Annotated in this window: 10 protein-coding genes; 6 read left to right on the forward strand and 4 right to left on the reverse strand. The window is 32.3% G+C overall.

Annotated elements, in window-relative coordinates:
* Window positions 1-42: 42 nt before the first annotated feature.
* Complete coding sequence (locus V1T75_RS01060) at window positions 43-678, forward strand: OmpW/AlkL family protein (RefSeq protein WP_330486705.1); 636 nt, start codon at window positions 43-45, stop codon at window positions 676-678.
* A gap of 133 nt (window positions 679-811) precedes the next feature.
* On the forward strand, window positions 812-1,540 hold the full coding sequence (locus tag V1T75_RS01065; RefSeq protein WP_330486706.1) for a DUF6503 family protein: 729 nt from the start codon (window positions 812-814) through the stop codon (window positions 1,538-1,540).
* Window positions 1,541-1,640: 100 nt separating this feature from the next.
* On the opposite strand, the gene V1T75_RS01070 is transcribed toward V1T75_RS01065, so the two are convergent.
* Entirely contained in the window at window positions 1,641-2,069 is a 429-nt protein-coding gene (locus V1T75_RS01070; RefSeq protein ID WP_330486707.1) for an Hsp20/alpha crystallin family protein, read from the reverse strand.
* A 141-nt stretch (window positions 2,070-2,210) separates the two neighbouring features.
* Window positions 2,211-4,814, reverse strand: a complete 2,604-nt coding sequence (gene clpB, locus V1T75_RS01075; RefSeq protein WP_330486708.1) for an ATP-dependent chaperone ClpB — start codon at window positions 4,812-4,814, stop codon at window positions 2,211-2,213.
* A gap of 155 nt (window positions 4,815-4,969) precedes the next feature.
* Here clpB and ytxJ point away from each other — a divergent pair, with 155 nt between their 5' ends.
* Window positions 4,970-5,362: a bacillithiol system redox-active protein YtxJ gene (ytxJ, locus tag V1T75_RS01080; protein WP_330486709.1), complete on the forward strand. Its 393-nt coding sequence runs from the start codon at window positions 4,970-4,972 to the stop codon at window positions 5,360-5,362.
* Window positions 5,363-5,432: 70 nt separating this feature from the next.
* Window positions 5,433-6,989, forward strand: coding sequence for a DEAD/DEAH box helicase (locus V1T75_RS01085; protein ID WP_330486710.1), 1,557 nt, complete (start codon window positions 5,433-5,435; stop codon window positions 6,987-6,989).
* Between the two features lie 67 nt (window positions 6,990-7,056).
* Here the strand turns inward: V1T75_RS01085 and fahA are convergent, their stop codons facing one another.
* Window positions 7,057-8,334, reverse strand: coding sequence for a fumarylacetoacetase (gene fahA / locus V1T75_RS01090; protein WP_330486711.1), 1,278 nt, complete (start codon window positions 8,332-8,334; stop codon window positions 7,057-7,059).
* 168 nt (window positions 8,335-8,502) lie between these two features.
* Between fahA and glyA the strand changes: the two genes are divergently transcribed.
* Both glyA and V1T75_RS01100 read left to right on the forward strand, forming a co-directional pair.
* The gene (gene glyA, locus V1T75_RS01095; RefSeq protein ID WP_330486712.1) at window positions 8,503-9,777 is read left to right on the forward strand and encodes a serine hydroxymethyltransferase; all 1,275 of its coding nucleotides are present in this window, start codon (window positions 8,503-8,505) and stop codon (window positions 9,775-9,777) included.
* Window positions 9,778-9,952: 175 nt separating this feature from the next.
* On the forward strand, window positions 9,953-10,726 hold the full coding sequence (locus V1T75_RS01100) for a LamG domain-containing protein (RefSeq protein ID WP_330486713.1): 774 nt from the start codon (window positions 9,953-9,955) through the stop codon (window positions 10,724-10,726).
* 59 nt (window positions 10,727-10,785) lie between these two features.
* Here V1T75_RS01100 and rmuC read toward each other — a convergent pair whose 3' ends face one another.
* Window positions 10,786-12,165: a DNA recombination protein RmuC gene (gene rmuC / locus V1T75_RS01105; RefSeq protein WP_330486714.1), complete on the reverse strand. Its 1,380-nt coding sequence runs from the start codon at window positions 12,163-12,165 to the stop codon at window positions 10,786-10,788.
* Window positions 12,166-12,230 lie beyond the last annotated feature (65 nt).

Consider the following 12,230-nt stretch of genomic DNA (forward strand, 5'->3'; position numbering starts at 1 on the left):
AAGAGTGGGATGTAATTTTGCTTAAAATTTAAACTTATAGTCATGAAAAAAATTATATTAAGTATGGTATTAGGAACATTGTTTTTTAGCAGTGTAAATGCACAAGAAGCCTCTAAAACAAACGACTTTAAAAAGTGGCAAGCACGTTTTAGATGGGTAAGTGTTTTACCAAATGAATCTGCAACAATTGGTACTATTGGAGGAGATGTAGAAATAAGCAAAAGTTTTATTCCAGAATTGGATTTTACCTACTACTTTACTGAAAATATTGCTGCTGAATTAATTTTAGGAACTACAAACCATGATGTAAAAGCGGTAAATACGGGGTTAGGAAATGTAAACTTAGGAGATGTTTGGTTGTTACCTCCAACATTAACGCTACAATACCATTTTAATATAAGTGATTTTAAGCCTTATGTTGGGGCGGGTGTTAACTATACTATTTTTTACAATGCAGACCCAGGAGCGGTCGTAGATGTAACTTATGAGAATGGTTTTGGATATGCTTTTCAATTAGGATTTGATTACGACTTAGACGATACATGGTTTTTAAATGTAGATGCTAAATATATAGGACTAAGTACAGATGTATCTGTAAATGCAGGTGTAGCAACTGTACCAGCCGAAGTTGATATCAATCCTTTGCTTATTGGTTTTGGTATAGGTATGAGGTTTTAATCAATACTTTATAATCCCCCTTTAAATAGAGCTATTGTTATATAGCTCTATTTTTTTTGTGTTAAACTTAACAACTTAAGTTCTTGAATACTCCTAAATTTGTTACATTAAAAATGAACTCAAACCAAAATTTATGCGATATTTATACATTTTACTACTTTTATTAGTTGTTTCATGCAAACCTAAGTTTACGGCTCAAGAAATAATAGATAAGTCAATTGACTATGCTAAATTAAATGAAATAGAAAATGCTACAATTTCTTTCAACTTCAGAAAAAACAATTACAAAGCAACCAGAAAAAATGGAACTTTTGAACTAGTAAGAGTTATACAAAATGATTCTACAAAAATACAAGACATCCTATCAAATGATAGTTTTAAGCGTTTTGTAAATGATCGCTTAGTTGAGTTAACGGAAAAGGATAAAAACCGCTACAGCAATTCGGTAAACTCGGTTCACTATTTTTCTGTATTACCTTTGGGGTTGAACGATAAAGCAGTTCAAAAAAAGTTGTTAGAGTCAGTTGTAATTAAAGGAAAGGAATACTATAAAGTTAGGATAACTTTCACAGAAGAGGGGGGAGGAGAAGACTTTGACGATGTGTTTATTTATTGGTTTGCTAAAGATAACTTTCAATTAGATTATGTAGCGTATAAGTACCATACAAATGGAGGAGGAGTACGTTTTAGAGATGTAAAACAAGAAAAAATCGTTGATGGAATTCGTTTTGTAGATTATAACAATTACAAGCCTTTGGATACAGATATCGATTTTTATGCAATTGATAGCTTATACGAAGAAGGTAGCCTAAAAAAACTGTCTGAAATCGTTTTAGAAGATATACATGTCAGTGTTTTTTAGTCAAATTATTGACTGAAGGATATAAAAACCCGAGAATTCATACAAGAATTCTCGGGTTTTTATTCTTTTTTAATTAGAATAAGCAGTTATAGGGTTAAGGTTATTCAACCGTAATTAGTTTCGCAGGTTTGGGTTTTACGGCTTCTAATTTTGGAAGGTTAATTTTTAGCTCACCATTTTTATAACTAGCTTTAATTTTTTCACTATCAACAATACCTTTAGGTAAGGTAAAACTTCTTTTAAACGATTTATAACTATACTCTTTTCGTGTATAGCGATCGTTTGTTTCTTTTGTAGTCTCTTGTTTTTCTGATGAAATGGTTAAAACATCATTTTCAAGATTTACTTGAAAATCTTCTTTATTCATTCCAGGAACGGCTACATCAACGGTAAACTCATTTTCATTTTCTTTAATATTTACAGCTGGTAGCGTCGTGTTTGTCTCTGAGAAATTTGCGGTTGACCAATCTCTAAAAAAATCATTAAAAACATTTGGTAAGGCTGGAAAATCAGTACTTTTTAATAACATAACATTGCATTTTTTTAGTTAAACATTAATCTTTTATAACAACCATTCAAAAAAAATACCAATTTAAAAAAGTGTCATTTTTTCACTGTTTACATGAAAAAATGACACTTTAATTATTGATTTACAATTGTTTATGTGTTCTTATTCGTCAATTAAATCAGATTGATTTCTAAACACTAGTCTATCATCAAATGCATCTAGTAAAATAATGCTATCAGTAGTTATTCTTCCTGATAAAATTTCTTTAGATAATTGATTTAAAACCTCTTTTTGAATCACACGTTTTACAGGGCGCGCACCAAATTCTGGTTGGTATCCTTTTATCGCTAAGTAAGCAATAGCTTCATCGGTAGCATCAAAAGTTATGTTTTGTTGCGCAATCATCTTTTTAACACTATTCAATTGTAATTTTACAATTTCTTTAATGTTAGCCTCTGATAATGGAGTGAACATAATAATATCGTCAATTCTGTTCAGAAACTCCGGTCTTACAGATTGTTTTAATAAACCTAACACTTCTGTTTTTGCTAAATCCATAGTGGTATGGATATCTCCTTTCATATTATCAAACTTCTCTTGAATAATATGGCTTCCCATATTAGAGGTCATGATAATTATGGTATTTTTAAAATCAGCAACACGCCCTTTGTTATCGGTTAACCTACCTTCATCTAGTACTTGTAATAAGATATTAAAGGTGTCAGGATGTGCTTTTTCAATCTCATCTAACAGTACAACTGAGTAGGGTTTTCTTCTAACGGCTTCTGTTAACTGTCCGCCTTCATCGTAACCAACATATCCTGGAGGTGCTCCAACCAGTCTGCTTACAGAATGGCGCTCTTGATATTCACTCATATCAATACGTGTCATGGCATTTTCATCATCAAATAAATACTCAGCTAAAGCTTTTGCCAACTCTGTTTTACCAACCCCTGTTGTACCTAAGAACAAGAAAGACCCGATAGGCTTGTTAGGATTTTGTAGTCCAGATCTCGAACGGCGTACCGCATCAGAAACGGCTTCTATTGCCTCTTCCTGACCAACAACACGTTTGTGTAATTCGTCTTCTAATAATAAGAGTTTTTCACGTTCTGATTGTAACATTTTAGTAACAGGAACCCCAGTCCATTTAGCTACAACTTCGGCAATATCGTCGTAGGTTACTTCTTCTTTAATTAAAGAATTTTCTTGTTGATTGGCTAAAACTTCTTGTTGTTTGTCAAGCGCTTCTTGTGCTTCTTTAATTTTACCATAACGCAATTCAGCTACTTTTCCATAGTCGCCATTACGTTCAGCTTTCTCAGCTTCATGCTTGTAATTTTCAATATCCGTTTTTAAATTCTGAATAGTATCTACAACACTTTTTTCAGACTGCCATTTGGCATTGATTTCATTACGATCTTCTTTTAAGTTTGCTAAATCAGCATTTAATGATTTTAACTTAGTTTCATCATTTTCACGTTTAATGGCTTCAATTTCAATCTCTAATTGCATTATTTTACGATCTAGCACATCTAATTCTTCTGGTTTAGAATTGATTTCCATGCGTAATTTAGAAGCAGCTTCATCCATTAAGTCAATCGCTTTATCAGGTAAAAAACGATTAGTAATGTAACGTTGTGATAATTCTACAGCTCCAATAATAGCTTCGTCTTTTATACGCACTTTATGGTGTGTTTCGTATTTGTCTTTAATACCACGTAAAATAGAAATAGCACTTTCAGTATCCGGTTCATCTACCATAACTTTTTGAAAACGACGTTCTAAAGCTTTGTCTTTTTCAAAGTACTTTTGATATTCATCTAGGGTAGTAGCTCCAATAGCTCTCAATTCTCCACGTGCTAAGGCTGGTTTTAAAATATTCGCAGCATCCATTGCACCTTGTCCCCCTCCAGCACCTACTAAAGTGTGGATTTCATCAATAAACAATACGATGTCTCCCTCAGATTTTGTAACTTCTTTTACAACAGATTTTAAGCGCTCTTCAAATTCACCTTTGTATTTAGCACCTGCAATTAACGCTCCCATGTCTAAAGAAAAAATTTGTTTATCCTTTAAGTTTTCAGGAACATCACCTCGAATAATTCGGTGTGCTAAGCCTTCTGCAATAGCTGTTTTACCAGTACCCGGTTCTCCCACTAAAATAGGGTTGTTCTTAGTTCTACGTGATAAAATTTGTAATAAACGTCTAATTTCTTCATCACGACCAATTACAGGGTCTAGTTTTCCGTCTTGTGCTAATTGATTTAAGTTTTTAGCATATTTACTTAAAGAATTATAGGTTTCTTCAGCACTTTGTGAGGTAACGCGGTTTCCTTTACGAAGCTCGTCAATTGCGGCCTTTAAACTCTTTTCAGTAACTCCTTGATCTTTTAATACTTGGGCTATTTGGCTTTTAGACTTAAAAATAGCTAAAATTAGGTGTTCAATAGACACGTACTCATCGTTCATCTTTTTGGCGATGATGGCTGCTTCATTTAATGTTTTGTTAGCTTCACGAGAAAGCATTAAATCAGCACCAGTAACTTTAGAAAAACTCTCCAATTGTTTATCTACTACTTGCTGTATAACCTTAACATTAATATTAAGTTTTTTTAAAATGAAAGGAAGCACATTTTCATCGACTAAAAATAAGGCTTTGAAAATATGTTCATTTTCTATTAAGTTGTTACCATAGCTTTGCGCCAATTGTTGCGCTTGCTGTATGGTTTCTTGTGATTTTATTGTATAATTGTTAAAATTCATATCGTTTTTTATTTTTCTCTATGAAAGTCAAAATCAGTACCAATTGCTTTTTTTTAGAAATAAAAGACATTTTGTCTGTATAAATGGTTTTTTTATGTCTTTTTGACTGGTGTAGAGGTGATTAAGAACAAATATGTTATTAAAATAAGAATTTTATGGGAGTATTAAATACTATTTTTGGAAGAAAAAATAGAAATAATGAAGGAGCAGCATCGTTTATAAACTGGATTCCTTTAACGTCGTTAGAACAGCTAGAGGAACTAAAAAAAATATCAAATAAAGAACCTGTAGCTATTTTTAAACATTCAACTAGGTGTGGTATAAGTAGTATGGTAATAAAGCGTTTTGTAAACAGTTTTGATGAGGAATTAAAAGATTTTAAAGTCTATTATCTAGACTTGCTTAGTTACAGAGATATTTCAAATGAAATAGGGTATACATTTCAGGTTTTACATCAATCTCCTCAGTTGTTGGTAGTTAAAAATGGAGAAGTAATTTCACATGCTTCTCATTATGATATTGCTCGTATTGATTTGAAAAAATTCTAAAAAAGATGCCATTTTTAATGGGATTTCCTTAAATACCTCGTATTTTTGCATATTTCAAAATTATAGAGATTTGAGTAACGAAACAGCAACTTCACAACCAAAGAAAGGAAAAAATCTATACGATTATCAAAAAGAAGCATTGCACAAAATTTTCAAAAGTTTTGAGAATGCCCCCGAAAATTACCATTTACTTTATCAACTACCTACAGGAGGAGGAAAGACCGTTATTTTCTCTGAAATTACACGTCAATACTTGAAACATTATCAAAAGAAAGTATTGATAATGACACACCGAATAGAATTGTGTAAGCAAACAGCGAAAATGCTTAAAGAGTTTGGTGTTGTAAATAAAATTATAGATAGTAAAGCAAGTTTAGACGATCAAGATGAGTTTGATTGCTTTGTAGCTATGGTAGAAACCTTAAACAATCGTTTAAATGACGATATGTTAGATATTTCAGATGTAGGTTTAGTAATTATTGATGAGGCACATTACAATTCTTTTACTAAATTATTTAAGTTCTTTGATAGGTCTTTTATATTAGGTGTAACCGCCACTCCTTTAAGTTCAAATATTAAACTTCCTATGAAGGATAATTACGATGAACTTATTGATGGGGAAAGTATAGGGGCTTTAATTCAAAACGAATATTTAGCAAAAGCCAATATTTATTCTTACAACGTAGGATTAACATCGTTAGAAGTTGGAGCTAATGGTGATTATACTGTAAAGTCATCTGAAGATTTATATACCAACACAGACATGCTTTCTAAGCTTTTACAAGCTTATGAAGAACGAGCTAAAGGAACAAAAACACTCATTTTTAATAATGGTATTAATACATCACTACATGTGTATGATACGTTTAAAAGGGCAGGATATCCAATAGCACATTTAGATAACACAAATACTAAAAAGGAACGTGATTTTATCTTAAAATGGTTTCATAAAACACCTAATGCAATCATTACTTCGGTAAGTATTTTAACAACTGGATTTGATGAACCCTCTGTACAGTCGATTATTTTAAATAGAGCAACAAAATCGTTAACATTGTATTATCAGATGATTGGTCGTGGGTCACGTATTTTACCCGGAAAATCGGAATTTAATGTAATCGATCTAGGGAACAATTTCCATCGTTTTGGACCTTGGGGAGCCGATTTAGACTGGCAAAAAATGTTTAGAGCACCAAACTTTTATTTAGATAATTTATTATCTGACGAAGAAATAGAAAGCGACTTTAAATATGAATTACCTGCAGATGTTAAAGCAGAGTTTGCCAATTCTGAAGACCTGTATTTCGATGTTAAAAAAGTATACAGAGATACTATTCAAGGAGGAGAGTCTTCAAAAAGAGTGTTAGAAAAATCAATAGAGCACCATGCTAAAATGTGTGTTGAAAATAGTGAAGATGTTTTTGACGCACTGATATTAGCAAAAATGTTGGGAGGAGATATTGACGATCGAATTTTTAGATACTCTAAATGTATATCAAAGAGTACTCATAATTTCATTGATTGGTTACAAGATGACTATCGTAAAAAATTAAATAGTTATTTACGAAGTAATTTTGATGAAGTATACGAGCAAATTCACGGACACCCACCACCAGAGGAGGAGTAAAAGGCAAAATAAAAAAATCCAGTTCAAAAGAACTGGATTTTTTTATATACAATTTTGATTAAAGTGTTTATTTAGCAGGCAAAATTTTACCTGAGCATTCACCAAAACCAATACGGATTTTTTCATTTTTACAGTAACCGCGCATAATAACTGTATCGTTATCATTAATAAATTTACGCTCACTACCATCATTCATTTTAATAGGATTTTGACCTCTCCAAGTTAATTCTAGCATAGATCCAAAGCTATCTTGAGTAGGCCCAGAAATAGTACCACTACCCATCATATCACCTGCATTTACAGGACATCCGTTTACCGTGTGATGCGCTAATTGTTGTACCATTGTCCAGTACATATACTTAAAGTTAGAGTTACATACAACAGTTTCTTCTTTACCCTCTGGTTGAATAGCCATTTGTAAATTGATGTCGTAACTATCTTTTCCTTCTTTCTTTAGGTAAGGTAATGGTTCGTATACTTGTTTAGGGTTGTCTACTCTAAAAGGTTCTAAAGCATCTAAGGTTACAATCCAAGGAGAGATTGTTGAAGCAAAATTCTTTCCTAAGAAAGGTCCTAATGGAACATATTCCCAAGCTTGAATATCACGAGCAGACCAGTCATTAAATAATACCAATCCAAAGATATATTCTTCTGCTTCTTCAATAGGAATTCTGTCTCCTAAATCGTTTGCTACTGTTGTAATAAACGCCATTTCTAATTCAAAATCTAATAATTTTGAAGGTCCAAAGTTAGGTGTAGTTTCTCCCTCACTAGGACGTTGTTGTCCTACAGGACGACGAATTGGAGTTCCTGAAGGTACGATAGAAGAACTTCTTCCGTGGTAACCAATAGGTATTTGTAACCAGTTTGGGAATAAGGCATTTTCAGGATCTCTAAATAAGCTTCCTACATTCGTTGCGTGTTCTTTACTGGCATAAAAATCGGTATAATCTCCTACAGCGACAGGAAGTTGCATTTCAACTTCATCCATTCTAAAGATGATCTTGTCTTTGTGCTCAGCATTATCTCTTAGTTTACTATTTTTTACATCAAAAATATCAGCAATTCTATTACGAACTAAACGCCATGTTTTACGTCCGTCTGCAATAAAATCATTTAAGGTATCTTGTAAAAAGATATCATCTGTTAACGGAATTCCATCAAAATATCCTAATTGATGTAAGGCACCTAAATCAATCGCATAATCACCAATTCTTGTACCAATCGTTATGATATCATCTTTAGTTAGAAAAACCCCAAAAGGTATGTTTTGAATAGGGAAATCTGAGTTTTCAGCTACAGTTAACCAAGATTTTCTATTCGGGTTATTAGCAGTTATTTCCATTTATCGTTTTTGTTATATTTTCATCAAACCTACATATTTTTTTCAATTTACCCCAAAAAGATGAGTAAAAAAAATGTGAAAGTATTTTTGTAGATACTTCTTGTAAAATCCATTTAAATTGAATAATAAAATTAGTACTTTTGGCTACTTTATGTAACAACACACAACATGCAAAAAGATCATCAAATATTTGATTTAATTCAAGAAGAAAAAGAACGTCAGCTAAACGGTTTAGAGTTGATTGCTTCTGAAAATTTTGTAAGCGACCAAGTAATGGAAGCTCAAGGATCAGTTTTAACCAATAAATATGCTGAAGGATACCCAGGTAAACGTTATTACGGAGGGTGTGAAATAGTAGATATCGTTGAGCAAATTGCGATTGATAGAGCTAAAGAATTATTTGGAGCGGAGTATGTAAACGTACAACCACACTCTGGAAGTCAGGCAAACACAGCAGTTTTTGCTGCTTGTTTACAACCAGGTGATACTATTTTAGGATTTGATTTATCTCACGGAGGTCATTTAACTCATGGATCACCAGTAAACTTTTCTGGTAAATTATACAATCCAGTATTTTATGGTGTAGTTAAAGAAACTGGATATATTGATTATGATCATTTAGAAAAGCAGGCTAAAGAACATAAACCTAAATTAATTATTGCAGGTGCTTCTGCGTATTCTCGTGATATTGACTTTAAGAAGTTTAGAGAGGTTGCAGATAGTGTTGGCGCTATTTTAATGGCTGATATCTCACATCCAGCCGGATTAATTGCAAAAGGAATTTTATCTGATCCACTACCACATTGTCATATTGTTACCACAACAACTCACAAAACCTTGCGTGGACCTCGTGGAGGAATGATTATGATTGGAAAAGATTTTGAAAATCCATTTGGATTGAAATTAAAATCAGGGAAATTAAAAAAAATGTCTACATTGATTAATTCTGCGGTTTTCCCAGGAAATCAAGGTGGACCATTAGAACACGTTATTGCGGCTAAAGCAGTTGCTTTTGGTGAAGCATTGACAGATGAGTTCTTAGAATATCAAATTCAAGTAAAAGAAAATGCACAAGCAATGGCCAAAGCATTTGTAGCAAAAGGATACGAAATTATTTCTGGAGGTACAGACAACCATTGTATGTTAATTGATTTACGTAACAAAAAAATTACTGGAAAAGCTGCTGAAGAAGCCTTAGGAAAGGCAGAAATTACGGTAAATAAAAACATGGTTCCGTTTGATACTGAATCACCATTTGTTACTTCTGGTATTCGTGTTGGTACTGCTGCAGTTACTACACGTGGTTTAAAAGAAGAAGATATGCAGGTAATTGTAGACTTAATTGATGAAGCATTAATGAATGCTGAGAAAGATGAAGTATTAGAAGCTGTAGGAGAGAAGGTATATGATTTAATGCATAACAGACGCTTGTTTATTATGTAATATAACAATGTCCTTATATAAAAAAAGGTTGTCTTGAAAGACAACCTTTTTTTTATATACCTAACTCAGTTTTGTTTTTACTCTTTATAAAGTTTTTTCTACCGCTCACAAAGTCATTTTGTTTTTTAAGAGGTCGTAAACTACATTCGACTTAGTTAATTTAAACAATAAAAAAATGAAAAAAATTTACACAGTTTTAGTGTGTGTAAGCGTACTTATTGGAGCTTGCTCAAAAGATGAAGAAAATTTACCTGTTAAAGAAGTTACTCCTTTTGAAAATTTATTAAAGGACAACAATCTAATGGCTTATTATCCTTTCAATGGTTCAGCAAACGATAACAAAAACTCGTATGATGGAATTGTAAAAGATTTTGATGCTACTCAAGACAGAAAAGGAAACAACTCTAGTGCTTATAAAAGTACAACAACTTCAGCAGAAATTAGTTTTCCTGCAGCTATTCCTTTTAAAAATGAATCCTTTTCTATGAGTTTTTGGTTCAAGGTTCCTACCAACTTGCATGATGCTGTTTTTACTATTTTATCTAAAAGAGAAGCTTGTAAAAAAGGAGACTTTATTCAAGTAGCATATAAAAAAGGTTCGAATGAATTAACTGTTGAAATGAGATCAGACAACGTTATGACAGATTTAAATGGCTCTGCAACAGCTGATTTAGAAAATGTGAACCCAACTGAATGGACTCATGTGGTAATCATAAAAGATAATTCTACTAGAAAAACGACTATCTATGTAAATGGAGAAGAAAAAGTAAGTACTCCATGGAGTCTTCCTAATGGAATTGTGAGCATAGATAATACTGCTAAGTTTAAAGTAGGGCATTCACCATGTGCCATTTCTGGTCTTAACAACTTTATAGGCTCAATAGACGAATTAATCTTATTAAAGAAAGCTCTTACACCTCAGGAAATAAGTATTTTGAAAAATCAATAAAAAAGAGCAAAAAAGAAAAGGTTAAAAAAAACAGGTACTCTAATTAGAGTACCTGTTTTTTATTCATCATTATCTTGAGCTCGTTCGAGAATTTTTTCTGGAAGTGCTTTTTTAGCTTTCGCTCCCATTTTCTTTAATTTTTCTACACTGGTAATTAAATTTCCACGACCTTCTACCAACTTATTCATGGCTGCGGCATAATCGGCTTTGGTACCGTCTATTTTCTTACCTATATTAACCAAGTCTGTTAACAATCCTTGAAATTTATCATACAAAGCACCCGCTTGTCGTGCTATTTCCAAAGCATTGCGTTGTTGCTTTTCGTTATTCCACATCGTGTCAATAGTACGTAAGGTTGCTAATAAAGTAGTTGGAGTAACAATCACAATATTTCTTTCAAAAGCTTTATTGTATAAAGTATTGTCTTCATTTAAGGCTACCGCAAAAGCAGGTTCAATTGGTACAAAAAGCAGTACGAAGTCTGGAGACTCAATCTTATAAATATCTTCGTATTTTTTTTCTGAAAGTTGCTCAACATGTCGCTTTAATGAGTTTACATGTTCTTTAGCAAAACGCTCTTTTACAATATCGTCTTCACTATTTACATATTGTTCATAAGCAGTTAAAGACACTTTAGAATCGACCACCATTTTTTTGTTATCTGGTAAGTGAATCACAACATCGGGCATGATACGTTTACCTTCATCGTTGGTAAAAGATTGTTGTACAAAGTACTCTCTGTCTTTTTCTAAACCAGATTTTTCTAAGACACGTTCTAAGACTAATTCCCCCCAATTTCCTTGGGTTTTACTATCACCTTTTAAAGCTTTGGTTAGGTTTAATGTTTCCTTACTCATTTGAGCGTTTAACTCTTTTAATCCTAATAACTGCTCTTTTAAAGCAGAATGCATTGAAATGCTTTCTTTTTGAGTGTCTTCAACCTTCTTTTCAAAGGTTTGAATTTTTTCTTGAAGCGGATTTAAAATATCCTTTATGTTTTTCTTGTTTTGCTCAGTAAACTTGTTCGATTTCTCATCTAGAATTTTGTTTGCTAAGTTTTCAAACTCTTTGGTGAACTTATCTTGTAGTTTTTCTACTTCTTCTTTATTCTCTTGAAGTTTTAACTGTAAATTTTTCAATTCTTCATTTTTTCTAGCCAATTCAATAGAAGAAAACTCCTTTTCACGACGTAGCTCACTATTTTCTTTCGTTTTTTCATCTAACCGCTTTAGAAAGTCTTCTTTTTGCTCAGAAAAAGCGGTATCTTTTTCTCTTTTCTGAATTTCAAAATTAGCTTGATGGTTTTGTAGGGTTACAATCTCTTTTTCCAAATCAGATGTTTGTTGTTTGAACTTTAATTTAGAGAGTAAGTTCCCTATAACAAATCCAATTAGTAAGGCGCTAATAGCAATTAAAATAAGTAAAAGAGTGGTATTCATTAGAATAAATAAAAGGTTATTAAGTGAACAAATATAGGACAAGATAGGTTAAAATTATTTGATTT

The organism is Tenacibaculum sp. FZY0031, from assembly GCF_036350695.1.
Taxonomy (GTDB): domain Bacteria; phylum Bacteroidota; class Bacteroidia; order Flavobacteriales; family Flavobacteriaceae; genus Polaribacter.

Bases quoted from the DNA above. Each gene is read 5' to 3' on its own strand.
- rmuC (WP_330486714.1), bottom strand. From the start codon at position 12,165: ATGAATACCACTCTTTTACTTATTTTAATTGCTATTAGCGCCTTACTA.
- V1T75_RS01060 (WP_330486705.1), top strand. From the start codon at position 43: ATGAAAAAAATTATATTAAGTATGGTATTAGGAACATTGTTTTTTAGC.
- V1T75_RS01070 (WP_330486707.1), bottom strand. From the start codon at position 2,069: ATGTTATTAAAAAGTACTGATTTTCCAGCCTTACCAAATGTTTTTAAT.
- V1T75_RS01065 (WP_330486706.1), top strand. From the start codon at position 812: ATGCGATATTTATACATTTTACTACTTTTATTAGTTGTTTCATGCAAA.
- glyA (WP_330486712.1), top strand. From the start codon at position 8,503: ATGCAAAAAGATCATCAAATATTTGATTTAATTCAAGAAGAAAAAGAA.
- V1T75_RS01100 (WP_330486713.1), top strand. From the start codon at position 9,953: ATGAAAAAAATTTACACAGTTTTAGTGTGTGTAAGCGTACTTATTGGA.
- clpB (WP_330486708.1), bottom strand. From the start codon at position 4,814: ATGAATTTTAACAATTATACAATAAAATCACAAGAAACCATACAGCAA.
- fahA (WP_330486711.1), bottom strand. From the start codon at position 8,334: ATGGAAATAACTGCTAATAACCCGAATAGAAAATCTTGGTTAACTGTA.
- ytxJ (WP_330486709.1), top strand. From the start codon at position 4,970: ATGGGAGTATTAAATACTATTTTTGGAAGAAAAAATAGAAATAATGAA.